The sequence below is a fragment of the Burkholderia sp. KL41 genome (assembly GCF_057005415.2).
The window spans coordinates 3,072,039-3,097,103 of the sequence record NZ_CM174446.1; the positions used below are offsets into that span (position 1 = coordinate 3,072,039).

The following is a 25,065-nucleotide window of genomic DNA, read 5'->3' on the forward strand; positions in this document are numbered from 1 at the left end:
ACGTAAGTCGTGCAGCCCTCTATTTTGCCTGAACTCCCCGCTCGCACGCGCCACTGTGCACGCACGTTTCTTGCGCGTTGGCTACAATGGTTCCAGATTGAAGCGTTTGCATAACATGACGACTCTCGCCGATCTCCGCATCAATTATTCGCGTGCTTCGCTCGACGAAGCCGATGTCGCCCACGACCCCTTCGCCCAGTTCGACCGCTGGTTCAAGGAGGCGCTTGCCGCCAAGCTGCCCGAGCCGAACACGATGACGCTCGCGACCGTCGGCCCCGACGGCCGGCCGTCGGCACGCATCGTGCTCATCAAGGGCGTCGACGAACGCGGGTTCGTCTTCTTCACCAATTACGAAAGCCGCAAGGGGCACGACCTCGCCGCGCATCCGCAGGCAGCGCTGCTGTTCTACTGGATCGAACTCGAGCGCCAGGTGCGCATCGAAGGCCGGATCGAGAAAACCAGCGCCGAGGAAAGCGACCGCTATTTCGCGTCGCGTCCGCTCGGCTCGCGCATCGGCGCATGGGCGTCCGAGCAAAGCGCGGTGATCGACAGCCGCGCGACGCTCGAAGCGCAGGAAAAGGCCGTCAGCGAACGCTACGGCGACAACCCGCCGCGCCCGCCCCACTGGGGCGGCTACCGCCTCGTGCCCGACTCGATCGAGTTCTGGCAGGGCCGCCCGTCGCGGCTGCACGACCGTCTGCTCTATACGCGCGACGCCAACACTTCGTCAGGCTGGTCGATCTCGCGCCTGTCGCCGTAAGCGCGGCGCCGGCGCACGCCGGTCGTGTCTCGTGTTGCATCCGGGCGCCCGCCACGCAAGCGGCGGGCGCCGGTCAAGATACTTGGCTGTATTCGATTCAACGAACAAACGGAGAATCCAAATGTTCTGGGAAAAGAAGCTGGCACAGTGGGCGGACGACGTACGGGCGAAAGCGAACATACCGGCACGCCTCGTGCTGTGGAACGGCGATCAACTCGATTTCGGCACCTTCAGCGCGCCGCAGGTCACGCTGAAGGTGAACAGCGCGTCGGCGCTCCCGCTCTTGCTCGAACCGAGCCTCGACAATCTCGGCGAGGCCTATGTGAAGGGCAAGATCGACATCGAAGGCAAGCTGTCGGACATCATCAACATCGGCTACTCGCTCGCGCGCAGCACGGTGACGAGCGCGAGCAAGCTCGCGCGCGTGAAGCGCTACTTCAATCACTCGAAGAGCACCGACAAGAAGGCGATCCAGTATCACTACGACGTCTCGAACGAGTTCTACAAGCTGTGGCTCGACGAGAACATGGTGTACTCGTGCGCCTACTTCGAGAACGGCGACGAGGATCTCGCCACCGCGCAGATCAAGAAGATCGATCACATCCTGACGAAGATCCAGCTCGAGCCCGGCCAGCGCCTGCTCGACATCGGCTGCGGCTGGGGTGCGCTCGTGCTGCGCGCCGCGCAGAAGTTCGGCGCGCGGTGCCTCGGCGTCACGCTGTCGCAGAACCAGTTCGACCTCGCGACCGCGCGCGTGAAGGCGGCCGGGCTGGAGGACAGGATCGAGATCCGGCTGCAGGACTACCGCGAGATCGACGGCCAGTTCGACCGCATCACGAGTGTCGGGATGTTCGAGCACGTCGGGCGCAAGAACCTGCCGCTCTATTTCACGCGGATTCATGACCTGCTCGTCGACGACGGCATCGCGATGAACCACGGGATCACGTCGACCGACGCGGAAAGCGGCGAGACGGCGCTCGGCGGCGGCGAGTTCATCGACCGCTACGTGTTCCCGGACGGCGAGCTGCCGCACATCAGCCTCGCGCTGGAAGCCGCGCAGCGCGGCGGCCTGGAGGCGATTGACGTCGAAAGCCTGCGACGGCACTATGCGCGCACGCTCGACATCTGGACGGAAAACTTCGAGGCGAAGGCAGAAGCGGCGCGACAACTCGTCGACGACGAAAAATTCCGCATCTGGCGCGTATATCTCGCCGGCTGCGCGTATGCGTTCGAGCACGACGACGTGTCGATCTTCCAGATCGTGTGCCGCAAGGCCGGACGCAGCGCGAAAACGCTGCCGTGGTCGCGGCGCTATATGTACGAACACGCGCTGCCGCGCTAGGCGGCGCTTCACGCTGGGCATGCATGGGTGACGGCAGGACGCGGCGCAAGGGGCCGCCGGAACGACAGCAGCACGACGACGCGCACGCGCCGCACGCCGACGGGCAATTCGACCTGTTCGGCGTGCCGGCCGACGCTGCACGCGCGTCGCCCGAGGACGACGGCCCGCCTGCCCGCACCGACGAACACGTGAAACCGGACGCGCGTGACGACGCGCAGCCGGCACCGCGCTCCCGCTCCCGTTCTTCCGACGAAACACCGCCTGCCGCTTCCGGCCTGCTGTGGGACGAACCGTCCCCGCCGGCCGCGCCGCTGAAGAAAGGCCGGCGCCGACGCGGCGTGCTGCCCGCGCCGATCGCACCCGAGGTCGCCGACGCAGCGGCCGGCCTGCCGCCGAACGTTCGGCTCGGCACGTCGTCGTGGTACTTCCCCGGCTGGGACGGCATCGTCTACGACGGCGATTTCGCGCAGACCAAGCTGTCGCGCGAAGGGCTCGAAGCGTACGGCGCGCATCCGCTGCTGAAGAGCGTGAGCCTCGACCGGTCGTTCTACGGCCCGCTGTCGGTCGCCGATTACCTGCGCTATGCGCAGCAGGTGCCCGACGATTTCCGCTTCGTCGTGAAGGCGCCGGCCTCCGTGACCGACGCGGTCATCCGCGGCCGGCGCGGCGAGCCGTCGGGGCCGAACCCGACCTTCCTCGACGCGCAGCTCGCCACCCGCGAGTTCGTGCAGCCGTGCCTCGAAGGGCTCGGCCGGAAAGCCGGCGTGCTCGTGTTCCAGTTCTCGCCGCTGCCCGACCAGCTGCTCGCGCAGCCGGCCGCGCTGATCGACCGGCTCGCCGCGTTCTTCGCGGCGCTGCCGCCGCTGCCGCCGGACGCCGACGGCACCCGCTATGCGATCGAGATTCGCGACGCGAGCCTGCTCACGCCGCGTTTCATCCGCGCGCTCGCCGCGCTCGGTGTGCGCTACTGCGTCGGCCTGCACGCACGGATGCCCGACGCGCTGCGCCAGGCGGCCGCGCTCGCCCTGCTCGACGGCGACGCGCCGGGCCCGCTGATCGTGCGCTGGAGCCTGCACAGCGGCTTCAGGTACGAACAGGCGAAAGCGAAATACGAGCCGTTCGACAAGCTCGTCGACGAGGATCCGGCCACGCGCTCGGCGCTCGCCGAACTGGCCGCGCGCTATGCGCTGGCCGGGCAGCCGGTGATCATCACGATCAACAACAAGGCGGAAGGCTCCGCGCCGCTGTCGTGCATCGCGCTCGCGCGCGAGATCGCCGCCGCGTGCGCGCAGTGGCGCAACGAGGCGGCCTGACGCCCGTTTGCGCCGGCTCCCGCCGCTCCGGCGCTTACGCGCCGCGCAGCGACTTCAGCCGGTGCGAGAACTTCTGCCGGAATTTCGCGAGCTTCGGCCCGATCACGACCGAGCAGTAGCCCTGCCCCGGGTTACGCGCGTAATAGTTCTGGTGATAGTCCTCGGCCGGCCAGTAGTTGCCGTCGAGCGGCACGACCTGCGTGACGATCGGCTGCCCGAACACCTGCTCGCGCTCCAGCTCGCGGATCACGTCGAGCGCCGTGTCGCGTTGCGCGTCCGAATGCGTGAACACGACCGATCGGTACTGCGTGCCGACGTCGTTGCCCTGCCGGTTCAACTGGGTCGGATCGTGCGTCGCGAAGAAGATCTCGAGGATCTCGCGATAGCCGATGCGCGCCGGATCGAACGTGACGTTGACGACTTCCGCGTGGCCCGTGTCGCCTTCGCAGATGTCGCGATAGCCGGGATTGCGCGTATGGCCGCCCGCGTAACCCGACTGGACGGCCGTCACGCCGTCGACGTCGAGAAACACCGCCTCCGTGCACCAGAAACACCCGCCTCCCAATGTCGCGGTTTCAAGCATCTCGTTCACCATGAAATCAGTCCTTCGTTGATGTCGGCAGCCGGCACGCATGCGCCGGCGCCACCGTTCCGTCTCGCCGCTGCCCACCCGGGGGCGGGTCGCAACGGCACTGCGGCAAGTATCTCACTCGCGCGCGAACCTGACAGGTTGCACAGGTACCGCGCACGACCGGCCGCCCGCTTTCTCGTCTACACTTAGGCACGCGCGAGCGCGGCGGCAAACCCGCTGCCTCGCGCAAAGCGCCCGATGCGTGCCCGACCCTGATGCAAACATCATCTGCCGGAACATCGATATGCATGCCTTAACAGACATCACCCGCGTCACTCGCCCGGCCGTCGCCGCATCGCGGGCTACCGCTTCGACCGTGCCACCTCCTTGCCGTGCGTCCGTCTCGCCCCGCGTGCGGCGACCCGGAACACCGCCTTTCTCCGCTTTCACGATCTGATGCACGGCGCGCCGCACGTGTCGCCGACGCGTGCACCCGCCTGCCGATCGCGCCTGCCGGCGCCACGCGCGCCGCGCGACAACCCCGACCCGCACGCCCGCAACGAACGGCCGTGCGTCAACGATCCGAACCCATCGAGAGGGCATCACCATGAGCATGCGACCTGACCCGACGTTTCACGCTTCGCCCGAGCTTGCGATGCAGGCGCCGGCGGAAGAGTTTGCCTATACGTTGTTGCTGAGCCCCGATTTTTCCAGACCCGACGCGCTCGCCGTGATCGACGTGAAGCCCGGCTCGCCGACCTACGGAAAAATCGTGCATACGGTGACGATGCCGAACACCGGCGACGAGTTTCACCACTTCGGCTGGAATGCCTGTTCGTCGTCGCTGTCGCCGCTGACCGGCCATGCGTTCCTCGAACGCCGCTTCCTGATCATCCCCGGCCTGCGCTCGTCGCGCATCTACGTGATCGACACGAAGCCGCATCCGACGCAGGCGCGCATCCACAAGATCGTCGAGCCCGACGAGATCTTCTCGAAAACCGGCTATTCGCGGCCGCACACCGTTCACTGCGGGCCCGAAGGCATCTATGTGAGCACGCTTGGCGGCGCGGGCAAGGACGGCACCGACGGCGCGCCCGGCATCTTCATCATGGATTGCGAAACCTTCGACGTGCTCGGCCGCTGGGAGATCGACCGCGGCCCGCAGGACAAGCATTACGACTTCTGGTGGAACCTGCCGCGCGACTACATGGTGTCGAGCGAATGGGCGCTGCCGCCGCAATTCGAGAACGGCATCGTGCCCGAGGACCTGCTCGCGAACAAATACGGGCACCGGCTGCATTTCTGGGACCTGCGCGCGCGGCGCAACGTGCAGACGATCGATCTCGGCGCGCAGCACCAGATGGCGCTCGAAGTGCGGCCCGCGCACGACCCGGTGCGCGAATACGGGTTCGTCGGCGTCGTGGTCGACACGACGAATCTCGAAGGCTCGATCTGGACCTGGTGGCGCGAAGGCGGCAAGTTCCATGTGAAGAAGACCGCGACCATCCCGGCCGAACCGGCCGCGGCCGACGAACTGCCGCCGCTGCTGAAATCGTTCGGCGCGGTGCCGCCGCTCGTGACCGACATCGACCTGTCGCTCGACGACCGCTTCCTCTACGTGTCGTGCTGGGGCACCGGCGAGATGCGCCAGTACGACGTATCGGACCCGCACAACCCGGTGCTCGCGGGGTCGGTCCGCATCGGCGGCATCGCACGCCGTGCGCCGCACTCGAACGGCCGCGCATTCGCGGGCGGCCCGCAGATGGTCGAGATCAGCCGCGACGGCCGGCGCGTGTACTGGACCAACTCGCTCTATTCGACGTGGGACGACCAGTTTTATCCGGATGGCGTGCCGGCCGCGCAGGTGCTCGCGCATGCGGGGCCGGAAGGCGGGCTGACGCTCGCCGACGATTACTGGGTCGAGTTCCCCGAAGGTTATCGCGCGCACCAGATCCGGCTCGAAGGCGGCGACTGCTCGACCGACTCGTTCTGCTATCCGTCGGTCAAGCGTTGAACGCCGGCCTTCACGCCCAGTTCGCGCTGTGGGCGGCCGTGCTCGCGAGCGGGGTGTATCACGGGCTCAACCCCGCGATGGGCTGGCCGCTCGCGGTGTCGAACGCGCTGATGACGCGCCGCGGCGGCGCGCTCGTCGCGGCGCTCGGCTATCTCGCGCTCGGCCATGCGCTCGCGGTCTTCGCGGTGATGCTGCCGTTCGGGCTGCTCGCCGCGCTGCTTGCCTGGCAGTCGGCGATCCGGATCGGCGCGAGCGCGCTCGTGATCGGCTTCGGCGCCGTGCTGCTGATCCGGCGCCGGCATCCGCGTGCGCTCGCGCGGATCCCGCCCGCGCGGCTCGGCCTGTGGTCGTTCGCGGTCGCGATCGCGCATGGCGCGGGGCTGATGCTGGTGCCGATCTACCTCGGGCTCTGCGGGCTCGACCGGGACGCCGGCCACCGGGCAGCGGCCACGCTCGTCGATGCGCATCTCGGGATGGCGCTCGTCGTCGCGGCCGTGCATGCAATCGCGATGATCGGCGCCGGCGGCGGGCTCGCGTGGCTCGTGTACCGCTATCTCGGGCTGAAGTTCGTGTCGCGGAGCTGGTTCAATCTCGATGCGGTGTGGGCGTCGAGCCTGATCGTGACGGGCGCGCTGTCGCTCGGACTGGCGGCGGCGCGATAGATGGCGCGGGGATCGGCGGTCGGGAAATGCAACTGCGCGGGATCGCGCGGCGGCACCGCTCGAAAAACGCGACAGAACGGCGTTGCCGGCCCCGCGCGATTGCCCGTCCTGCCGCGCGCCGCAGTGTTCGCTACGCCACCCTGCCCCCTCGATGCGCCGCCTGGCCGGGCCCGGCGGCCCCGATTCCGCTAAAATCGGGCCATGCGCACCCCTTCCCCATCGACCGCCTTGTCGCCTTTCGTCCGCCGTGCCCGCCCCGCTCGCGTCGCGCCGCGCCCGCCCGTCTCGTTCCGGAAGGCTGCCCGATGAGCCAGGCCAATCCCCCGGATTTCGACTCGGCCGCTTTCCGGCAGGCGCTCGGCCAGTTCGCAACGGGCGTGACGGTGATCACGACGCGCGCGCCGTCCGGGCAGCTGATCGGCATCACCGCCAGCTCGTTCAACTCGGTATCGCTCGATCCGCCGCTCGTGCTGTGGAGCCTCGCGCACAAATCGGCGTCGACACCCGTGTTCCGCGGCAACAGCCACTATGTGGTGAACGTGCTTGCGGCCTCGCAGCTCGACCTGTGCAAGCGCTTCTCGACCTACAAGGGCGACCGCTTCGAAGGAATCGCGCATGCGGCCGGCAACTCCGGGATGCCCGTGCTCGACGGTGCGCTCGCATGGTTCGAATGCCACAACCGCAGCCGCTATGACGAAGGCGACCACGTGATCTTCGTCGGCGAGGTCGAACGCTGCGGCGTGCGCACCGCATCGGACACGACACCGCCGCTCGTGTTCCACGGCGGCGGCTTCCACGGCCTTACACCGCTTTGATCGCCCCCGTGCGCGCCAGCCCGACCGGCGCGCCGGCTTCGTCCTTCAGCGTCTGCAGCACGATGTTCGAACGGATGTCCATGACGCCCGGCGCCTTGTAGAGCCGGTTCAGCACGAAATCCGAGTAATGCTTGAGGTTGTGCGCGAGCACGCGCAGCAGATAGTGGCTCTCGCCCGTCACGACGAACGCGCCGACCACCTCCGGCCATTCGCGCAGCGCTTCCGCGAAGCGCTCGTGCCATTGATTTTCTTCGTTGCGCATCGATACCTGCACGAACGCCTCGAGCTCGAAGCCGAGCTTCTCGCGGCTCAGGCACGCGCGATAGTGCTCGATCACGCCCTGCTCCTCGAGCAGGCGCATGCGGCGCAGGCAGGCGGATGGCGAAAGCGAAATGCGTTCCGCCAGGTCGAGATTGCTGATTCTGCCCTCTTCCTGCAGTACCGCCAGAATCCGGCAGTCGGTGGCATCGAGCGTGATCGCGTGCATTTTTGGTCCCCGTTTTCCCTCTGAGTCGAATTATCTGCCAATCTGGCGGTTTGTCCATGTTTATTTCGCAAGCACTTTCTGCGAGCGTCCACCTATCATTCGAAGCATCGACTCACCGAATCGTCATGCCATGGACACCCTCTGGGACATCTCGCCGCCTGTCAGCCCCGCCACCCCCGTGTGGCCGGGCGATACGCCGGTTTCCGTCGAACGCGTGTGGCGGATGGAGGCCGGCTCGCCGGTCAACGTCGCACGCCTGACGCTGTCGCCGCACACGGGCGCGCACTGCGACGCGCCGCTGCATTACGACGCCGACGGCGCGCCGATCGGCGCCGTGCCGCTCGACACCTATCTCGGCCCGTGCCGCGTGATCCATTGCATCGGCGCATCGCCGGTCGTGCAGCCGGCCGATGTCGCGGCCGCGCTCGACGGCGTGCCGCCGCGGGTGCTGCTGCGCACGTATGCACGCGCCAGCGTCGAACGGTGGGACAGCGACTTCTGCGCGGTCGCGCCCGGGACCGTCGACCTGCTCGCCGCGCACGGCGTGAAGCTGATCGGCATCGATACGCCGTCGCTCGACCCGCAGGAATCGAAGACGATGGATGCACATCACCGCGTGCGCGCGCACCGGATGGCGATCCTCGAAGGCATCGTGCTCGACGACGTGCCGCCCGGCGACTACGAACTGATTGCACTGCCGCTGAAATTCGCGACGCTCGACGCGAGCCCCGTGCGCGCGGTGCTGCGCGCGCTGCCCGCGCGTGCCTCCTGATTACCCCGACTGACGACCCACATCATGATCAAGACCCGTGAAGACGCGCTCGCGCTCGACCGCGACGATCCGCTCGCCCCGCTGCGCGACCAGTTCTCCCTGCCCGACGGCGTAATCTATCTCGACGGCAACTCGCTCGGCGCGCAGCCGCGCGCATCGGCCGCCCGCGCGCAGCAGGTGATCGGCGCCGAATGGGGCGAAGGCCTGATCCGCAGCTGGAACGCGGCCGGCTGGTTCGCGTTGCCGCGCCGTCTCGGCGACAAGCTCGCGACGCTGATCGGCGGCGCGCCGGGCGAAACGGTCGTCACGGACACCATCTCGATCAACCTGTTCAAGCTGCTGTCGGCGATGCTGCGCCACCAGGCCGAGCGCGCGCCCGAGCGCCGCGTGATCGTGTCGGAGCGCTCGAACTTCCCGACCGACCTGTATATCGCGCAGGGGCTGATCGAGCAGCTCGGCGGCAACTATGAACTGCGCCTGATCGACGATCCGGCCGACCTGCCGGCCGCGCTCGGCGCGGACACGGCCGTCGCGATGATCACGCACGTGAATTACCGCACCGGCTACATGCACGACATGCCGGCCGTCACGCAGCTCGTGCACGACGCGGGCGCGCTGATGCTGTGGGACCTCGCGCACTCGGCCGGCGCGGTGCCGGTCGACCTGAACGGCGCGCGCGCCGACGGCGCGGTCGGCTGCACGTACAAGTACCTGAACGGCGGCCCGGGTTCGCCCGCATTCGTGTGGGTGCCGCAGCGTCATCACGCACACTTCTCGCAGCCGCTGTCCGGCTGGTGGGGCCACCGCGCACCGTTCGCGATGCAGCCGGGCTTCGCGCCCGATCCGGGCATCGCGCGCTTTCTGTGCGGCACGCAGCCGATCGTGTCGATGTCGATGGTCGAATGCGGGCTCGACGTGTTCCTGCAAACCGACATGCAGGCGATCCGCCGCAAATCGCTCGCGCTGACCGATGCCTTCATCGCGCTCGTCGAAGCACGCTGCGCGGGCCTGTCGCTGAAGCTCGTCACGCCGCGCGCGCATCACCAGCGCGGCTCGCAAGCGAGCTTCGAGCATCCGCACGGCTACGAGGTGATGCAGGCGCTGATCGCGCGCGGCGTGATCGGCGACTACCGCGAGCCGTACGTGCTGCGCTTCGGCTTCACGCCGCTCTATGTGCGCTTCGTCGACGTGTGGGATGCCGTCGAGACGCTGCGCGACATCCTCGCCACCGACGCCTGGAAGGCGCCCGAGTTCGCCGAACGCGGCGCGGTGACCTGACCGGCCTTGCCCGGCGCGCACCGCGGTCACGCGGATTGCGCGCCGCGCCCCGTCATTCAAATCTGGAGATAGTCGTGAATTCTGGTCATATGCAGCCACCCGGCGGCGACGCGCCGGCGGGCTGCCCGTTCTCGGGCGCACGCGCCGCACCTTCGGCACAAGCGGCGCAAGCGGCACACGAAGCGCCGCACGTGCCGGGCGATGCCTCGGGCGAAGCCGGCTGGCACAACGCACAGCTCGATTTCTCGAAGTCGATGAGCTACGGCGACTACCTGTCGCTGAATTCGATCCTCGACGCGCAACATCCGCTGTCGCCCGATCACAACGAGATGCTGTTCATCATCCAGCATCAGACGAGCGAGCTGTGGATGAAGCTCGCGCTGTTCGAGCTGCGCGGCGCGCTCGACGCGGTGCGCACCGACGCGCTGCCGCCCGCGTTCAAGATGCTCGCGCGCGTGTCGCGGATCCTCGAGCAACTGGTGCAGGCGTGGAACGTGCTGTCGACGATGACGCCGTCCGAGTATTCGGCGATGCGGCCGTATCTCGGGCAGTCGTCGGGCTTCCAGTCGTATCAGTACCGCCAGCTCGAATTCCTGCTCGGCAACAAGAACGTGCAGATGCTGCAGCCGCATGCGCACCGGCCCGACATCCTCGAACAGGTGCGCACGACGCTCGAGGCGCCGTCGTTCTACGACGAGGTCGTCCGCCTGCTCGCGCGGCGCGGTTTCCCGATCGCGCAAGCGCGGCTCGAGCGCGACTGGACGCAGCCGACGCAGCACGACGAAACGGTCGAAGCCGCGTGGCTCGAGGTGTACCGCCACCCGCAGCAGCACTGGGAGCTCTACGAGATGGCCGAGGAACTCGTCGATCTCGAGGATGCATTCCGCCAGTGGCGCTTCCGTCACGTGACGACCGTCGAACGCATCATCGGCTTCAAGCAGGGCACGGGCGGCACCAGCGGTGCGCCGTACCTGCGCAAGATGCTCGACGTCGTGCTGTTCCCCGAGCTCTGGCACGTGCGCACCACGCTGTAACGCCCCACTCGCCCGCCGTCACGACGACGTGCGGGCCAGTTCCTCCCCTTCGCGCGGCTGCGCTGCCGCACGTGACAGTCGCGGGATATGCCGCCGCACGGCGAGCAGCGCGCCGAAGCCGCCGCGGCCGCCTGCCACGCGTGCGTCCTTCAGGTCGGTAAATGCGGTGCCCGGCGCGACGGGCCGCTCCATCCGCGCGAGCAGCGCGCCGAGTTCCGGCCAGCGCGCGGGGCGCCGCGCGAGATAGCGCGGCGATTCGGGCAGCGCACGCACGAGCACGAAACCGAGCACGAGCGGCAACGCGCCGCCCGCGAAGGACAGCCCGCGCCAGCCGTAGCGCGGCAGCACTTCGTGCGCGAACAGGCCGGCCAGCATTCCGCCGAGCGGCACGCAGACGATCGTCGCGGTCACCATCATCGTGCGGCGCCGCGCTGGCGTGTATTCGGCCGTCATCGTCGTGGCGGTCGGCAGCGCGGTCGAAACGCGCTCGGTCACGACGCTGAAAAGCCTCGTCGCGCATGCCGGCTTCCCGAGCTGGATGGCCGAGCCGATGTACGGCGCCGAGCAGCGCGCCGGCACGATCGACACGCTGCCCGTGCGCGAAGTCGTCGCCGTGCGCACGCTCACCGCGTTCCGGCGCCGCCACGGCATCCTGCCGGCTCCGGCCGGCAAGCTGCTCGAGGAACTCGTCGCGTTGACGCGCGAGGAACGCTGACGGCACTTCCCGGCCGGCGGCCCGTCCGCCCTTTCCGCCCGCTCATTCCGCCCGCCGCCGCAGCGCACCATCGAAATGCCGTTTCCCCGCCTTGACTTTCGCTCGCCCGAATACGATCATTCGCTCACACACAGAGCAAATGATCGTATTCGTACTCGGCAGGAAAATCTAGCACGAACAGGAGACACCGGATGAGCGCATCGCCCTCCGCCCGCACGCCCGTGCTGCTGCACATCGGCGCGGGCTCGTTTCACCGCGCGCACCAGGCGTGGTATCTGCATCGCGTGAACGCGGCCGTGCCGCCCGACGAGCGCTGGTCGCTGACCGTCGGCAACATCCGCGACGACATGCGCGCGACGATGGACGCGCTCGCCGCGCAGCACGGCGAATACACGCTCGAGACCGTCACGCCGCAAGGCGAGCGCGCCTACGAGACGATCCGCGCGATCACGCGCGTGCTGCCCTGGTCGATCGATCTCGCCGCGCTGATCGACGCCGGCGCCGATCCGGCCTGCCGGATCGTGTCGTTCACCGTCACCGAAGGCGGCTACTACCTCGACGAACACAACCGGCTCGACGTCGCGAATGCCGATCTCGCGGCCGACCTACAGGGTGCGCGCACGACGCTGTACGGCGCGCTCGCGGCGCTGCTCGCCGAACGCGTGAAGCGCGGCGCGGGCCCGCTCACGCTGCAGAGCTGCGACAACCTGCGCAACAACGGCGCGCGCTTTCGCGCGGGGATGCGCGAATTCCTCGAGCGGCGCGGGCAGGCCGACCTGCTCGCGTGGTTCGATGCGAACGTCGCGACACCGAGCGCGATGGTCGACCGCATCACGCCGCGCCCGACCGCCGACGTGCGCGAGCGCGTGCTGGCCGCCACCGGCATCGACGACGCATGCCCGGTGATGGGCGAATCGTTCATCCAGTGGGTGATCGAGGATCGCTTCGCGGCCGGCCGGCCGCGCTGGGAGCTGGCCGGTGCCGAACTCGTCGACGACGTGCACCCGTACGAGGAAGCGAAGATCCGCATCCTCAACGCGACGCACAGCTGCATCGCGTGGGCCGGCACGCTCGCGGGCCACACGTATATCCACGAAGGCACGCACGACGCGGCGATCCGGCGCTTCGCGCACGACTACGTGACGCAGGACGTGATCCCGTGCCTGACGCCGAGCCCGCTCGATCTCGCGCGCTACCGCGACGTCGTGCTCGAACGCTTCGGCAACCCGTACGTACTCGACACGAACCAGCGCGTCGCGGCCGACGGCTTCTCGAAGATCCCCGGCTTCATCGCACCGACGCTCGTCGAATCGTTCGCACGCGGCGCGGCACCGGTCGCCACCGCCGTGCTGCCCGCGCTGTTCCTGCGCTTTCTCGAACGCTGGGCGCGCGGCACCTTGCCGTACGCGTACCAGGACGGCGTGATGGACGAAAGCGCCGCGCGTGCGATCGTCGGGGCCGGCCATCCGGGGTCCGGCCGTCCGGGGGCCGGCCATCCGGAGGCCGACGACCAGGTCGCCGCGCTGTGCGCAAGCCGCGCGCTGTGGGGTTCGCTCGCCGGCAACCCGGCGCTGTTCGAGGCGTTGCGCGCCGGGCTCGCGCGGGTCGATGCATGGCTCGCGGCGCACTGACGCGCATTGGGGCGAACCTGCCTTGGCACGTGCACGGCCGCGCGGCTAAAGTAGCGACTCCCCACTGACGGAACGGATCGCTCATGTATCTCGGCATCGACCTCGGCACTTCGGAAGTGAAGGTGCTGCTGCTCGCCCCGGACGGCACGGTCGTCGGCACCGCCGGCTCGCCGTTCACCGTGTCGCGGCCGCATCCGCGCTGGGCCGAACAGCATCCGGACGACTGGTGGCAAGGCACGCTCGCCGCGCTCGCTGCGCTGCGCGAACGACATCCGCAAGCGTTCGCGGCCGTGCGCGGCATCGGCCTGTCGGGCCAGATGCACGGCGCCGTGCTGCTCGGCCGCGACGATCGCGTGCTGCGCCCCGCGATCCTGTGGAACGACATGCGCAGCGCCGACGAGTGCGCGCTGCTCACCGAACGCGCGCCCGATCTCCACGCCCTCGCCGGCAATCTCGCGATGCCGGGCTTCACCGCGCCGAAGCTGCTGTGGGTCGCGAAGCACGAACCCGATGTGTTCGCGGCCACTGCCTGCGTGCTGATGCCGAAGGACTACCTGCGGTTCCGGCTGACCGGTGCAAAGGTGTCCGATCCATCGGACGCAGCCGGCACGCTGTGGCTCGACGTCGCGCGCCGCGACTGGTCCGATGCACTGCTCGCCGCATGCGGAATGACGCGTGACCAGATGCCGCGCATCGTCGAAGGCAATGCGCCGTCCGGCACGCTGCGCGCGGACATCGCGCGCGAACTCGGGCTGTCGGAGGCGGTCGTGGTAGCCGGCGGCGGCGGCGACAACGCAACGAGCGCGCTCGGCATCGGTGCGATCCACGCAGGCGACGGCTTCGTGTCGCTCGGCACGTCCGGCGTGCTGAGCGTGGTCGGCGATCGCTTCATGCCGAACCCCGCATCGGCCGTGCATGCGTTCTGCCATGCGATTCCCGACCGCTGGCAATTGATGAGCGTCGTGCTGTCGGCCGCGAGCTGCCTGCGCTGGGTCTGCAAGCTGACCGGCACCGACGAGCCCGCCCTGCTCGCCGAAGTCGAGGCGCTCGACGCCGACGCGCTCGCGACGGCCCCGCTGTTCCTGCCCTACCTGTCCGGCGAGCGCACGCCGCACAACGATCCGTACGCACAAGGCGTGTTCTTCGGGATGACGCATGCGACCGAACGCGCGCATCTCGGCTACGCGGTGCTCGAAGGCGTGACGCTCGGCCTCGCCGACGGTCTCGACGCGCTGCATGCGGCCGGCGTCGAAACCGCCCAGCTGTCGCTGATCGGCGGCGGCGCGCGCAGCGCGTACTGGGCACAACTGATCGCCGATGCGCTGAACGTGCGCACGCGCCAGCACGGCGGCGGCGAAACGGGTGCGGCGCTCGGCGCGGCGCGGCTCGGCTGGCTGGCCGTCGGCGGCGATCCGCATGCGGTGCTGGCCAAGCCGCCGGTGCGGGCCGAATACACGCCGGATGCCGCCCGCCATGCGCTGCTGCGCGAACGCCTCGATGCGTTTCGCTCGCTGTACCGCCACGTGCGGCCGCTGTACGAACCGTCGCGCGCACGGCTCGCGTAAGCGCCGCCCGTCACGCGTGCCGGCCGTCGGCCGCATGCGCGACATGCGGTACAGTGGATGCCGTCATGCGGCCCGCCGGCCGGCCCGCGGGCGGCCCCCCAGCTCCGAACCGAATCGCTATCGTGTCCAAGTCCTCAGAAAAACTCGATCTCGCCACGCGTGCCGCGTGGCTCTACTACGTCGCGGGCGACACGCAGAACGAGATCGCGGAAAAGCTGCAGGTGTCGCGCCCGGTCGCGCAGCGCCTCGTCGCATTCGCGGTCGAGAAGAACCTGATCCGCGTGCGCGTCGACCACCAGCTCGCCGACTGTCTCGACCTCGGCGCACAGCTGTCGAAGCGCTACGGCCTCGCGATGTGCGAAGTCGTGCCCGTCGATGCCGATGCGCCCGACGCGATCGACCGCAAACTGGCGGTCGCCGGCGCGCAGGTGATGGAGCGCTACCTGAACGAAACACGGCCGATGGTGATCGCGGTCAGCAGCGGCCGGACGCTGAAGGCCGCGGTCGCACAGATCGCGCAGATCGACCGCCCACAGCACCGCCTCGTGTCGATGGTCGGCGCGATCGCGGCCGACGGTTCGTCGAACCGCTACGACGTCGCGCAGTACATCTCCGAGAAAACCGGCAGCAAGCACTTCCTGCTGCCCGCGCCGCTGTTCGCCGACAGCGCCGCCGAGCGCGCGCAGTGGTGCAATCACCGGCTGTACCGGATCGTCGAGGCGCTGTCGGGCCAGGCCGACGTCGCGTTCGTCGGGATCGGCAACATCGGCCCGCACTGCCCGCTCTACGAAGACGGCTTCATCACCGAACAGGAGCGCGACGAGATGACCGCGCTTGGCGCGGTGGCCGAACTGCTCGGCGTGCCGATCGACGCGCAAGGCAAGCTGATCGATGTGTCGACCGGCACGCGCGTGACGAGCGTGTCGCTCGCCACGCCGCCGAAGCGCCCGACGATCGCGTTCGCGGGCGGCCCGAAGAAACGCGATGCGGTGATCGCCGCATTGCGCGGCGGCTGGATGTCGGGGCTCGTCACCGACGAGACGTGCGCGAGAGCGGCGCTGGACGCGTAGCCGGCGTGCCGGCTTCCCGTCACCGCATACGGTCGCCGCACACCGGATCGCCGACGCGTCCGGACTAACCGCGCATCACTGCAGAAACCCGGGCATCGTGGCCCTCATGACGGCCTCCGCCTTGTCGGCCGCACGAAGCTTGCGCATCACGGTCATCAGGTGAAACTTCGCAGTCCGGTCATAGATGGACAGAATCCATCCGATATCCGCATACGTCTTGCCTGCCGCAGTCCGTTTCAGCCCCTCCTTCTCACGCGCCGTCAGCGATCGCGCCCGCATCTGCGCACTGCAAACTCACGCGGCGCGCGGCGCCGGAAACGCATGCCGGCGAGCACGCCATGCGCCGACCCACGCAGCCGCCAGCAGCGCGACGAGCACCCACGGAATCGCGCCCGCCCCGGTTGCGCCGAGCAGCATCCCGCCCGCGATACCACCACCCGCGATCGCGAGGTTCCACACCGTCACGAGCATCGACTGCGCGACATCCGCCGCCTCTCCCGCGGCGTTCGCGGTGGCCGTCTGGAACAGCGTCGGCGCACCGCCGAACGCGAGCCCCCACAGCGCGACGCCCGCATAGACGATCGCCATGCCGGAACCGGCGCCGAGCATCGCCGCCGCGATGGCGAACAACGCGATGCTGGCGAGCGTCAGCCGCCGCTGCGCGGCGCCGATCCACGCGCCCGTCAGCGCGATGCCGACCAGCGACGCGATACCGAACACGAGCAGCACCGCATCGACCTGCGCGCCCATCCGCACGCCCGCGAGAAACGGCGCGACGTACGTATACAGCATGTTGTGCGCCAGCACGTACGCGAACATCACGATCAGCACCGGCCGCACGCCGGGCAGCGTCATCACGCCGAGCACCGGCTCGCGCGCGCCGGCCTGCTGCCCCGGATAATCGGGCAGACGCCAACGGATCCAGCCGATCAGCACGAGCGCCGCGAGCGTGATACCCGCGAACGCGACGCGCCACCCGAGCGCCGCGCCGAGTGCGGTGCCGGCCGGAATGCCAATCGACATCGCGACCGGCGCGCCGAGCATCGCGACCGCGATCGCCCGGCCACGCAACGAGGCATCGACCATCCGGCTTGCGTAGCCGGCGAGCAGCGCCCACAGCAGCCCGGCCGCCATCCCCGCGACGAAGCGCGCGGCGAGCGTCAGCGCGTAGTACGGCGACACGGCCGTCAGCGCATTCGACACGACGAAGCCGGCCAGCGCCGCGAGCAGCAGCGTGCGCCGGCGCATCGCGCGCGTCGCGGCGACGAGCGGAATCGCCGCGACGATCGAGCCGAGCGCATATACGGTCACGAGCTGGCCGATCAGCGCCTCGGGCACGCGCAGGTCGGCGCTCATCAGCGGCAGCAGGCCGGCCGGCAACGCCTCGGTGAGAATCGTGATGAACGCGGCCGTCGCGAGCGCCAGCAGGTTCGCAACCGGCAGGCGCGCACCGGCCTGCACCGGCTGAACGGCCAGCTCGTCATCGATCGTCGTGCAGTCGCTCATGCCGCGCTCCCGGTTTCGACGCCGTAGACCGCATCGCGCACCGCGGTCACGATCCGCCCGTCGAGGCCCTCGTACAGCGTGTTGGTCAGCGCGACGGCCGTCAGCCCCGCCGCGCGGTCGACGAACCACGTATGCCCGTACGCGCCGCCCCCGCGCCAGGTGCCGACCGACTCCGGCGACCGCGCGGCCACCGGATCGCGCAGCACCGAGAACCCGAGCCCGAAGCCGAAACCGGGCGCATCCCGCAGTTCGCGCGCACCCGGCTGGACGCGCGCCATCTCGTCGACCCATGCGGGTTCGAGCCAGCCGTCGCGGCCCGTGCGCAGCGCGTCGAGCAGCGTCACGCAATCGCGTGCGGTGCCGACCATCCCCGCGCCGCCCGACGGCCACGCATCGGCATCGAACACGCGCGCCGGCTCGAAGCGGATGCCGATCGTGCCGTCGAACACCGGCACGAGATCGACGTCCGCCATCCGGCGCGGGGCGCCCGGCGTGCTCACGTAAGGGGTCGCGAAGCGTGCGGCGTCGTGCGCGACGAACGCGGTGTCGGTCATCCCGAGCGGTGTCGTGACGAGCGCGGCGACCGCGTCGGCGAGCGGCCGCCCGTCGACTGCCTCGATCAGTGCGCCGACCACGTCCATCGACAGCGAATAGCCCCACGACGTACCCGGCGCGAACTGCAGCGGCACGCTGGCGACGCGCCGCAGGTTCTCGGCGAGCGAGAGACCCGAGCGGTCCATTCCGTCGGACACGCCGGCGCGTGCATACGGGCCGTCGCCGTCCGCTTCGAGGAAACGGTAGCCGAGGCCGGCCGTATGCGACAGCAGATGACGCAACGTGATGACGGGAGGCGTGCCGTCGGTCAACGTCGGGCGGAATCCGGGCAACGCGCGGGCGACCGGTTCGTCGAGCTCGATGCGCCCCGCCGCGACCAGCCGCATCGCGGCGGCCGCCACGACCGGCTTCGTGACCGACGACAGGCGGAACAGCGCATCGTCCCGCATCGGCGTGCCGGCTTCCCGATCGGCAAGGCCGACGGCACGCGCATAACGCAGCTCGCCGTCCTGCGCGACCAGCACGACCGCGCCGACCATGCGCGCGTCGGCGAGCGCGCGATCCAGCGCGTCGTCGAGCCGGTGGCGCAGCGCGGCGTCCGGTTCCACGCGCAAGGCGGTGACAGGCAGGGATGACATACGTGACCTCTCGACAATGAACGAGCGCTCATCGTAGGGAGCCGACGCAAGAAGAAAAACCGGGGTAGAGTTCCGGACAATCCGGACGCCGGCGTCCGCAATCGGGAACTCGCATGGAAAACCTCGGCGGCTTCGTCGTGTTCGTTCAGGTCGCGGAAACGCGCAGTTTCGTCGCGGCCGGACGTGCGCTCGGGCTGTCGGCTTCGGCGATCGGCAAACGCATCGCGCGGCTCGAGGCGCGGCTGAAGGTGCGGCTCTTTCACCGCAGCACGCGCAGCATCACGTTGACCGCCGAAGGCACGCGCTTTCTCGAACGGTGCCGGCGCGTGATCGCCGAGCTCGACGCGGCCGAGCAGGAACTGACGCACAGTGCCGAAGCGCCACGCGGGCGCTTGCGCGTGAGCCTGCCGACGATCGGCACGCTGCTGTTGCCGGTGCTCGCCGATTTCATGGCCGCGTATCCGGAGATCGAGCTCGACATCGATTTCAGCGACCGGCTCGTCGACGTCGTCGACGAAGGGTTCGACGCGGTGCTGCGCACCGGCCAGCCCTCGGATTCCCGGCTGTCGTCGCGGCTGCTCGGCCACTTCCGCCAGCACCTCGTCGCGTCCCCCGGCTATCTCGACCGGCACGGCACGCCGCGCACGCCAGCCGATCTCGCGCAGCACCGCTGCCTGCACTACCGTTTCCCGACCAGCGGCAAGCTCGAGACCTGGCCGCTGCGCGTGCCGCGCGCGGGCACGCCGCCCGAAGTGCCGGTCGCGATGGTCAGCAACAGTGCGGAAGCGCGCCTGTGCTTCGCGCTGCGCGGGCTCGGCATCGCGTGCCTGCCCGTCTTCTTCGTGCGCGAGGCGCTCGCGGACGGCACGCTGCGCGCGGTGCTCGACGAACACGTCGCGAGCTGCACGCCGATCTACGTGCTGTGGCCGTCGGGCCGCCACCCGACGCCGAAGCTGCGCGCGTTCGTCGATTACATGGCCGCGCACCTGCCGCTGTGACCGCGGCCGGCCGTCATGCGGCCTTCGCGTGCACGCTCAGCCGGCGGAACGCCTGGCCGTGTTCGTCGAACAGGTGGCAGTGCTCGGCCTGCGCGTGCACGTGGAGGGCCTCGCCGGTGCGGTAGGTGTCGAGCGGCGGAATCCGCGCGATCAGCCCGTCCGGCGCGACGGCCGACTCCGCATACAGGTACGCGGCATCGCCGAGCGATTCCACGGCCATCGTCCGCGCGGCCACGCCGGTGGCCGCCGTTTCGACCTTCAGGTGCTCGGGCCGCACGCCGACCGTCACCGCCGCGCCGCGCTGCAGCCCCGCCGCCTCGACCGCGACGCGCTGCGTCTCGCCGCTGTCGAAGCGCACGAGCACGCCGCCGGCATCGACCGAATCGACGGTGCCCGTCAGGAAGTTCATCTTCGGCGACCCGATGAAGCCCGCGACGAACTGGTTCGCCGGCGCGTGGTAAAGCTCGTTCGGCGTGCCGACCTGCTGCACCGCGCCGCCCGACAGCACGACGATCTTGTCCGCGAGCGTCATCGCCTCGACCTGGTCGTGCGTCACGTAGATCATCGTCGTCTTCAGCTCGTCGTGCAGCCGCGCGAACTCCAGCCGCATCTTCACGCGCAGCGCCGCGTCGAGGTTCGACAGCGGCTCGTCGAACAGGAACACCTTCGGCTTGCGCGTGATCGCGCGGCCGATCGCGACACGCTGCCGCTGGCCGCCCGACAGCTGCTTCGGCTTGCGGTCGAGCAGATGGTCGATGTGCAGGATCTTCGCGGCGTTCTTCACCGCCTGGTCGATCTCGGGCTTCTTCGCGCCCGCGAGCTTCAGGCCGAACGCCATGTTGTCGTACAGCGTCATATGCGGGTACAGCGCATACGACTGGAACACCATCGCGATGCCGCGCTTCGCGCTCGGCACGTCGTTGACCTTCGCGCCGTCGATCAGCAGGTCGCCGCTCGAGATGTCCTCGAGGCCCGCGATCATCCGCATCAGCGTGGATTTTCCGCAGCCGCTCGGGCCGACGAACACGACGAATTCGCCGTCGGCGATGTCGAGGTTCACGTTGCGCAGCACTTCGGTTTCGTCGTAGCGCTTCGCGATGTTGCGCAGGAGCACGCTTGCCATGATCTGTCTCCGTTCGTTCGTGATGCGAGACGCGCCGCGTCGAACGCGGCGCGCAATCGTTCGTGGTTGCTAGTTCGGCAGCACCGCGCCGGTCGCCTGCCAGCGCGCGACGTAGCCGGGCAGTTCGTGCATGTCGTCGAATACGTGGCGCGCGCCGATCCCGCGCAGCGCGTCGATCTGCGCGGCCGACGCATGCCCGCCGCCGACGAAGCCGAGCACGGTCATGCCGGCCGCGGCAGCCGCGGTGATGCCGGTCGCGCTGTCCTCGACCACGAGGCACTGGGCAGGCACGACGCCGAGCGTACGCGCGGCCGCGAGATACACGTCCGGCGCGGGCTTCGGCCGTGCGACGGCATCCGCGCAGAACAGCCGGTCGCCGAAGAAGCGCGCGAGGCCCGTGCGCGCCAGTGCCGCCTCGACGTAGGCGCGGTAGCTGTTGCTCGCGCAGGCCGTCGTCAACTGAATCGCGTCCAGCGCCGCATCGATGCCGTCGACCATCGGCGCGTTGACGGCCGCCGCCTCGACCGCGCGGCGGATCGCGTCGACATCGCCGGCCGACAGCGTGCGCCCGACGGCGTCGCCCGCGCCGGCCAGCACGCGCTCGATGCGCAGCCCGAGCAACGGCATCACGGCCGGCCGCGCATCGACGCCCGGCCAGCGCGCGTCGAGCTCGCGCACGATCACGTCGGCCGCCACGGCCTCGCTGTCGATCAGTACCCCGTCGCAATCGCAGATCAGGACGTTCGCGGTCATTTGACGGCTCCGAACGTGAGCCCGCGCACGAGCTGCTTCTGCGACAGCCAGCCGACGATCAGGATCGGCGCGACCGCCAGCAGGGAAGCTGCGGACAGCTTCGCCCAGAACAGCCCTTCGGGGCTCGAGTACGACGCGATGAACACGGTGAGCGGCGCGGCGTTCGAGCTCGACAGGTTGATGCTCCAGAACGCTTCGTTCCACGACAGGATCACGAGCAGCAGCGCGGTGGAGGCGAGCCCCGGCAGCGCCATCGGCATCAGCAGGTAGACGATCTCCTGCCACGTCGACGCGCCGTCGATGCGCCCGGCTTCGAGGATGTCCTTCGGGATCTCGTTGAAGTACGTGAAGGTCATCCACACCGCGATCGGCAGGTTGATCAGCGTGTAGACGATCACGAGGCCCGACACGGTGTCGAGCAGCCCCGCGTTTTTCCACAGCAGGTAGATCGGCACGAGCACGCCGACCGACGGCATCATCTTCGTCGACAGCATCCACAGCAGCACCTTCTGCGTGCGGTGGTTCGGGAAGAACGCCATCGCGTACGCGGCCGGCACCGCGAACAGCAGCGAGATCACCGTGACGCCGGCCGAGATCAGCACCGAATTCCATGCGAACGAAAAGTAGTTGCTGCGCGCGAATACCTCGCGGAAGCTGTCGAGCGTCGGCATGAAGAACAGCGTCGACGCATACGCCTGCTGCTCGGTCTTGAACGCGGTGATCGCCATCCAGAAGATCGGGAAGAACAGCAGGAGCGCGATCAGCCACGCGAGCGTGCCGGGCAGCGCACGCCGCACGAGGTCGAACACGGCCGGCACGCGCCGGCCTTCGAAGGTCAGGTCGCTCATTTCTCGTACTCCCCCTTCAGGTTGCGCGCGAGCATCCGCACCAGGAAGAACGACACGACGTTCGCGACCACGACGGCGATGATGCCGCCCGCGGACGCGAGGCCGACGTCGAACTGCTGCAGGCCGAGCGCGTAGATCAGGTACGACAGGTTGGTCGTCGCGTCGCCGGGGCCGCCGCCGGTCGTCGTGTAGATCTCCGCGAAGATCGACAGCAGGAAGATCGTCTCCATCATCACGACCACGGCGATCGCGCGCTTCAGGTGCGGCAGCGTGATGTAGAAGAACATCGCGATCGGGCCCGCGCCGTCGATGCGCGCGGCTTCCTTCTGCTCCTGGTCGAGCGACTGGATCGCGGTGAACAGGATCAGGAACGCGAACGGCAGCCACTGCCACGCGACGATGATGATCACCGCGGTGAGCGGGTAATCGGCGAACCAGTCGATCGGCGTCATCCCGAGCGCGCGCATCGCATTCGCGACGAGCCCGTACACCGGGTGCAGGATCATGTTCTTCCAGATCAGCGCGGACACCGTCGGCATCACGAAGAACGGCGCGATCGCGAACAGGCGCGCGACGCCCTGCCCGTAGAACTTGCGGTCGAACAGCACGGCCATCAGCACGCCGCCGACCACCGTGATCGCGAGCACCGCGCCGATCAGCACGAGCGTGTGCCAGATCGCGGGCAGGAACGACGGATCGGTCGCGAGGAAGCGGTAGTTGTCGAGCCCGGCGAAACCTTTCACGTCCGGGTTCAGCAGGTTGTAGCGCGAGAACGAATACCAGATCGTCATCGCGAGCGGGATCGACATCCACAGCAGCAGCACCGCGACGGACGGCGAGACGAGCCAGCTCGCGCCGCCGCGCGCGCGGCGCGGCGCGCCGGGCGGCGACGACGCGTCGCCGACCGACGGCGCATGAGCATGGCTCAGGGGAAGACGTAAATGACGCATGATCGGCGTTCCTCCGGTTGATGCGCGGGCGCGAACGGCCCGCCCGCCTTTCGGCTTCGCCGGCCCGCGGCATGCGCAACGGCGCACGCCGCGGGCCGCGTGACTGCCGGCGCGTTACTTCTTGTAGCCGGCCTGCCGCACCGCGCGGTCCGCGGCGGCCTGACCGGCGGCGAGCGCCTGGTCGACCGTCATCTGGCCCGCGACCGCACCGGCGATCGACTGGCCGACCACCGTGCCGAACGACTGGAATTCAGGAATCCCGACGTACTGCACGCCCGTGTACGGCACCTTCTTCAGCGACGGATCGTTCGGGTCGGCCGTCTCGATCGCCTTCAGCACGAAGTCCGAGAACGGTGCGGCGGCCTTGTACTCGGGGCGCTGGTAGGTCGACGTGCGCGTGCCCGGCGGCACCGACGCCCAGCCTTCGTCCTTGCCGACCATCTCGATGTACTGCTTCGACGTCGCCCATGCGATGAACTTGCGCGCGGCGTCCTGCTGCTTCGACGTCTTCGGCACGGCCAGCGCCCACGCCCACAGCCAGTGCGAGCCCTTCGGCGTGGCGGCGACCGGCGCGGCCGCGAAGCCGATCCTGTCGGCCACCTGCGACTGCTGCTTGTTGTAGAGCATCCCGGCCGCGACCGTCGCGTCGATCCACATCGCGCACTTGCCCGATGCGGTGAGCGTCAGGTTCTCGTTGAAGCCGTTCGAGCTCGCTCCCGGCGGGCCGTCCTTCTTCAGCAGGTTCACGTAGAACGTGATCGCCTTCTTCCATTCCGGCGACGTCAGCTGCGCATTCCAGTTCTCGTCGAACCAGCGCCCGCCGAACGTGTTCACGACCGTCGACACGTACGCCATGTTCTCGCCCCACCCGGCCTTGCCGCGCAGGCAGATCCCGTAGGTCCCCTTCGCCTTGTCGGTGAGCTTGTCCGCGAACTCGGCGATCTGGTCGTAGGTCGGCTGGTCGGGCATCTTCAGCCCCTTCGCCGCGAACAGGTCCTTGCGGTAGAACGTCATCGAGCTCTCGACGTAGAACGGCAGCGCGTACAGCTGGCCGTTGTACGACAGGCTGTCGCGCGCGGTCTTCACGATGTCGTTCAGGTCGTAGTCGGCGGGCAGGCCCGTGATCGGCGCGAGCCAGCCGCGCTTGCCCCACTGCGGCGTCTCGTAGGTGCCGATCGCCATCACGTCGAACTGGCCGCTGCCGGTCGTGATGTCGGTCGTCGCGCGCTGCCGCAGCACGTTTTCCTCGAGGATCACCCAGTTCAGCTTGATGTCAGGGTTCGCCTTCTCGAACGCCGGCGACAGCTTCTTCAGCTCGATCATGTCGGGATTGTTCAGCGTCGCGATCGTCAGCGTGCCGGCGGACGCGGCGCAGGCCGCCGTCGCGAGCGCGGCTCCGGCGAAGCAGCGTGCGGCGGCGTCGAGCATCTTTCGTTGCATGGCATGTCTCCTGTGTTTGTTAGGGTCTGTTTCCATATGGAACGCACATGCGTTGCCACGAGAACGGCCGCTCGCGAGGCGCGCGACGCTGCGAATACTGGACGTATTCGCAAGGAGCGCAACGCGGCGAGCGGCCGTTCTCGTGGCAACCCCAAACTAAAAAAATACATTCCACGGGAATGCCCGAAATCGCCCACATGGCGGCGTCGCTCGTCGCTTGTCCCC

The 25,065-nt window shown here is 68.9% G+C and carries 23 protein-coding genes and 2 pseudogenes; 14 read left to right on the forward strand and 11 right to left on the reverse strand.

Annotated features, from left to right (window positions below; translation table 11 throughout):
* Positions 1–115 precede the first annotated feature (115 nt).
* From pdxH to PQB87_RS14495, 3 genes are all read left to right on the forward strand, one after another.
* A complete protein-coding gene (gene pdxH, locus PQB87_RS14485; RefSeq protein WP_489242236.1) occupies positions 116–760 on the forward strand; it encodes a pyridoxamine 5'-phosphate oxidase in 645 nt (214 codons plus the stop codon).
* A gap of 121 nt (positions 761–881) precedes the next feature.
* Positions 882–2,102 carry a class I SAM-dependent methyltransferase gene (locus PQB87_RS14490; protein WP_489242238.1) on the forward strand — a complete coding sequence of 407 codons (1,221 nt, stop codon included), beginning with the start codon at positions 882–884 and terminating at the stop codon, positions 2,100–2,102.
* A 23-nt stretch (positions 2,103–2,125) separates the two neighbouring features.
* Positions 2,126–3,415 (forward strand): DUF72 domain-containing protein, encoded by a 1,290-nt coding sequence (locus PQB87_RS14495; RefSeq protein WP_489242240.1) that lies wholly within the window; start codon positions 2,126–2,128, stop codon positions 3,413–3,415.
* 34 nt (positions 3,416–3,449) lie between these two features.
* Here PQB87_RS14495 and msrA read toward each other — a convergent pair whose 3' ends face one another.
* A complete protein-coding gene (msrA, locus tag PQB87_RS14500) occupies positions 3,450–4,010 on the reverse strand; it encodes a peptide-methionine (S)-S-oxide reductase MsrA (RefSeq protein WP_041492935.1) in 561 nt (186 codons plus the stop codon).
* A 583-nt stretch (positions 4,011–4,593) separates the two neighbouring features.
* Here msrA and PQB87_RS14505 point away from each other — a divergent pair.
* From PQB87_RS14505 to PQB87_RS14515, 3 genes are all read left to right on the forward strand, one after another.
* Positions 4,594–6,000 (forward strand): selenium-binding protein SBP56-related protein, encoded by a 1,407-nt coding sequence (locus PQB87_RS14505; RefSeq protein ID WP_027789264.1) that lies wholly within the window; start codon positions 4,594–4,596, stop codon positions 5,998–6,000.
* Positions 5,997–6,662, forward strand: coding sequence for a hypothetical protein (locus PQB87_RS14510; protein ID WP_027789263.1), 666 nt, complete (start codon positions 5,997–5,999; stop codon positions 6,660–6,662). Before PQB87_RS14505 ends, PQB87_RS14510 begins: the two co-directional genes overlap by 4 nt.
* A gap of 305 nt (positions 6,663–6,967) precedes the next feature.
* Positions 6,968–7,477, forward strand: coding sequence for a flavin reductase family protein (locus PQB87_RS14515; protein WP_060067549.1), 510 nt, complete (start codon positions 6,968–6,970; stop codon positions 7,475–7,477).
* Here PQB87_RS14515 and PQB87_RS14520 read toward each other — a convergent pair.
* On the reverse strand, positions 7,464–7,964 hold the full coding sequence (locus PQB87_RS14520) for an Lrp/AsnC family transcriptional regulator (RefSeq protein WP_006477992.1): 501 nt from the start codon (positions 7,962–7,964) through the stop codon (positions 7,464–7,466). The two genes, PQB87_RS14515 and PQB87_RS14520, sit on opposite strands and share 14 nt — an antisense overlap.
* A 130-nt stretch (positions 7,965–8,094) precedes the next feature.
* On the opposite strand from PQB87_RS14520, the gene kynB reads away from it, so the two are divergent.
* The 3 genes from kynB to kynA all read left to right on the forward strand — a co-directional run bounded on the left by kynB (position 8,095) and on the right by kynA (position 11,048).
* Complete coding sequence (gene kynB, locus PQB87_RS14525) at positions 8,095–8,736, forward strand: arylformamidase (RefSeq protein WP_021162542.1); 642 nt, start codon at positions 8,095–8,097, stop codon at positions 8,734–8,736.
* A gap of 24 nt (positions 8,737–8,760) precedes the next feature.
* Positions 8,761–10,014 (forward strand): kynureninase, encoded by a 1,254-nt coding sequence (kynU, locus tag PQB87_RS14530; RefSeq protein ID WP_217444083.1) that lies wholly within the window; start codon positions 8,761–8,763, stop codon positions 10,012–10,014.
* Between the two features lie 89 nt (positions 10,015–10,103).
* Positions 10,104–11,048: a tryptophan 2,3-dioxygenase gene (kynA, locus tag PQB87_RS14535; RefSeq protein WP_111938806.1), complete on the forward strand. Its 945-nt coding sequence runs from the start codon at positions 10,104–10,106 to the stop codon at positions 11,046–11,048.
* A gap of 99 nt (positions 11,049–11,147) precedes the next feature.
* Here kynA and PQB87_RS14540 read toward each other — a convergent pair.
* Positions 11,148–11,531: pseudogene (locus PQB87_RS14540) on the reverse strand (MFS transporter); the annotation flags it as partial.
* On the opposite strand from PQB87_RS14540, the pseudogene PQB87_RS14545 reads away from it, so the two are divergent.
* From PQB87_RS14545 to PQB87_RS14560, 4 genes and pseudogenes are all read left to right on the forward strand, one after another.
* Positions 11,521–11,763: pseudogene (locus PQB87_RS14545) on the forward strand (type 2 periplasmic-binding domain-containing protein); the annotation flags it as partial. The pseudogenes PQB87_RS14540 and PQB87_RS14545 overlap by 11 nt on opposite strands.
* Before the next feature lie 191 nt (positions 11,764–11,954).
* Entirely contained in the window at positions 11,955–13,394 is a 1,440-nt protein-coding gene (gene dalD / locus PQB87_RS14550; protein ID WP_489242244.1) for a D-arabinitol 4-dehydrogenase, read from the forward strand.
* Positions 13,395–13,477: 83 nt separating this feature from the next.
* Positions 13,478–14,959 (forward strand): xylulokinase, encoded by a 1,482-nt coding sequence (gene xylB, locus PQB87_RS14555; protein ID WP_060206935.1) that lies wholly within the window; start codon positions 13,478–13,480, stop codon positions 14,957–14,959.
* Positions 14,960–15,081: 122 nt separating this feature from the next.
* Positions 15,082–16,029, forward strand: coding sequence for a sugar-binding transcriptional regulator (locus PQB87_RS14560; RefSeq protein WP_059688549.1), 948 nt, complete (start codon positions 15,082–15,084; stop codon positions 16,027–16,029).
* A gap of 75 nt (positions 16,030–16,104) precedes the next feature.
* On the opposite strand, the gene PQB87_RS14565 is transcribed toward PQB87_RS14560, so the two are convergent.
* From PQB87_RS14565 to PQB87_RS14575, 3 genes are read right to left on the reverse strand one after another with little or no spacing between them, the layout of a single operon-like run.
* Complete coding sequence (locus tag PQB87_RS14565; protein ID WP_153488753.1) at positions 16,105–16,308, reverse strand: helix-turn-helix domain-containing protein; 204 nt, start codon at positions 16,306–16,308, stop codon at positions 16,105–16,107.
* Positions 16,309–16,323: 15 nt separating this feature from the next.
* Positions 16,324–17,535, reverse strand: a complete 1,212-nt coding sequence (locus PQB87_RS14570; protein WP_175829543.1) for an MFS transporter — start codon at positions 17,533–17,535, stop codon at positions 16,324–16,326.
* Positions 17,532–18,728: a serine hydrolase domain-containing protein gene (locus PQB87_RS14575; protein WP_489242247.1), complete on the reverse strand. Its 1,197-nt coding sequence runs from the start codon at positions 18,726–18,728 to the stop codon at positions 17,532–17,534. Before PQB87_RS14575 ends, PQB87_RS14570 begins: the two co-directional genes overlap by 4 nt.
* Before the next feature lie 113 nt (positions 18,729–18,841).
* On the opposite strand from PQB87_RS14575, the gene PQB87_RS14580 reads away from it, so the two are divergent.
* Positions 18,842–19,726: a LysR family transcriptional regulator gene (locus PQB87_RS14580; RefSeq protein ID WP_060067532.1), complete on the forward strand. Its 885-nt coding sequence runs from the start codon at positions 18,842–18,844 to the stop codon at positions 19,724–19,726.
* 13 nt (positions 19,727–19,739) lie between these two features.
* Here the strand turns inward: PQB87_RS14580 and PQB87_RS14585 are convergent, their stop codons facing one another.
* The 5 genes from PQB87_RS14585 to PQB87_RS14605 all read right to left on the reverse strand — a co-directional run bounded on the left by PQB87_RS14585 (position 19,740) and on the right by PQB87_RS14605 (position 24,840).
* The gene (locus tag PQB87_RS14585; RefSeq protein ID WP_489242250.1) at positions 19,740–20,849 is read right to left on the reverse strand and encodes an ABC transporter ATP-binding protein; all 1,110 of its coding nucleotides are present in this window, start codon (positions 20,847–20,849) and stop codon (positions 19,740–19,742) included.
* A gap of 69 nt (positions 20,850–20,918) precedes the next feature.
* Positions 20,919–21,602, reverse strand: a complete 684-nt coding sequence (locus PQB87_RS14590; RefSeq protein WP_048024959.1) for an HAD family hydrolase — start codon at positions 21,600–21,602, stop codon at positions 20,919–20,921.
* Entirely contained in the window at positions 21,599–22,450 is an 852-nt protein-coding gene (locus PQB87_RS14595; protein WP_027789251.1) for a carbohydrate ABC transporter permease, read from the reverse strand. Before PQB87_RS14595 ends, PQB87_RS14590 begins: the two co-directional genes overlap by 4 nt.
* A complete protein-coding gene (locus PQB87_RS14600; RefSeq protein ID WP_021159530.1) occupies positions 22,447–23,400 on the reverse strand; it encodes a carbohydrate ABC transporter permease in 954 nt (317 codons plus the stop codon). Before PQB87_RS14600 ends, PQB87_RS14595 begins: the two co-directional genes overlap by 4 nt.
* Positions 23,401–23,514: 114 nt before the next feature.
* Positions 23,515–24,840 carry an ABC transporter substrate-binding protein gene (locus PQB87_RS14605; protein ID WP_021159529.1) on the reverse strand — a complete coding sequence of 442 codons (1,326 nt, stop codon included), beginning with the start codon at positions 24,838–24,840 and terminating at the stop codon, positions 23,515–23,517.
* Between the last annotated feature and the right edge of the window lie 225 nt (positions 24,841–25,065).

Bases quoted from the DNA above. Each gene is read 5' to 3' on its own strand.
- PQB87_RS14490 (WP_489242238.1), top strand. From the start codon at position 882: ATGTTCTGGGAAAAGAAGCTGGCACAGTGGGCGGACGACGTACGGGCG.
- PQB87_RS14595 (WP_027789251.1), bottom strand. From the start codon at position 22,450: ATGAGCGACCTGACCTTCGAAGGCCGGCGCGTGCCGGCCGTGTTCGAC.
- PQB87_RS14505 (WP_027789264.1), top strand. From the start codon at position 4,594: ATGAGCATGCGACCTGACCCGACGTTTCACGCTTCGCCCGAGCTTGCG.
- kynB (WP_021162542.1), top strand. From the start codon at position 8,095: ATGGACACCCTCTGGGACATCTCGCCGCCTGTCAGCCCCGCCACCCCC.
- PQB87_RS14585 (WP_489242250.1), bottom strand. From the start codon at position 20,849: ATGGCAAGCGTGCTCCTGCGCAACATCGCGAAGCGCTACGACGAAACC.
- PQB87_RS14495 (WP_489242240.1), top strand. From the start codon at position 2,126: ATGGGTGACGGCAGGACGCGGCGCAAGGGGCCGCCGGAACGACAGCAG.
- xylB (WP_060206935.1), top strand. From the start codon at position 13,478: ATGTATCTCGGCATCGACCTCGGCACTTCGGAAGTGAAGGTGCTGCTG.
- PQB87_RS14520 (WP_006477992.1), bottom strand. From the start codon at position 7,964: ATGCACGCGATCACGCTCGATGCCACCGACTGCCGGATTCTGGCGGTA.
- PQB87_RS14605 (WP_021159529.1), bottom strand. From the start codon at position 24,840: ATGCAACGAAAGATGCTCGACGCCGCCGCACGCTGCTTCGCCGGAGCC.
- kynA (WP_111938806.1), top strand. From the start codon at position 10,104: ATGCAGCCACCCGGCGGCGACGCGCCGGCGGGCTGCCCGTTCTCGGGC.
- kynU (WP_217444083.1), top strand. From the start codon at position 8,761: ATGATCAAGACCCGTGAAGACGCGCTCGCGCTCGACCGCGACGATCCG.
- PQB87_RS14570 (WP_175829543.1), bottom strand. From the start codon at position 17,535: ATGAGCGACTGCACGACGATCGATGACGAGCTGGCCGTTCAGCCGGTG.
- PQB87_RS14580 (WP_060067532.1), top strand. From the start codon at position 18,842: ATGGAAAACCTCGGCGGCTTCGTCGTGTTCGTTCAGGTCGCGGAAACG.
- PQB87_RS14600 (WP_021159530.1), bottom strand. From the start codon at position 23,400: ATGCGTCATTTACGTCTTCCCCTGAGCCATGCTCATGCGCCGTCGGTC.
- PQB87_RS14575 (WP_489242247.1), bottom strand. From the start codon at position 18,728: ATGTCATCCCTGCCTGTCACCGCCTTGCGCGTGGAACCGGACGCCGCG.
- dalD (WP_489242244.1), top strand. From the start codon at position 11,955: ATGAGCGCATCGCCCTCCGCCCGCACGCCCGTGCTGCTGCACATCGGC.
- PQB87_RS14565 (WP_153488753.1), bottom strand. From the start codon at position 16,308: ATGCGGGCGCGATCGCTGACGGCGCGTGAGAAGGAGGGGCTGAAACGG.
- PQB87_RS14590 (WP_048024959.1), bottom strand. From the start codon at position 21,602: ATGACCGCGAACGTCCTGATCTGCGATTGCGACGGGGTACTGATCGAC.
- pdxH (WP_489242236.1), top strand. From the start codon at position 116: ATGACGACTCTCGCCGATCTCCGCATCAATTATTCGCGTGCTTCGCTC.
- PQB87_RS14515 (WP_060067549.1), top strand. From the start codon at position 6,968: ATGAGCCAGGCCAATCCCCCGGATTTCGACTCGGCCGCTTTCCGGCAG.
- msrA (WP_041492935.1), bottom strand. From the start codon at position 4,010: ATGGTGAACGAGATGCTTGAAACCGCGACATTGGGAGGCGGGTGTTTC.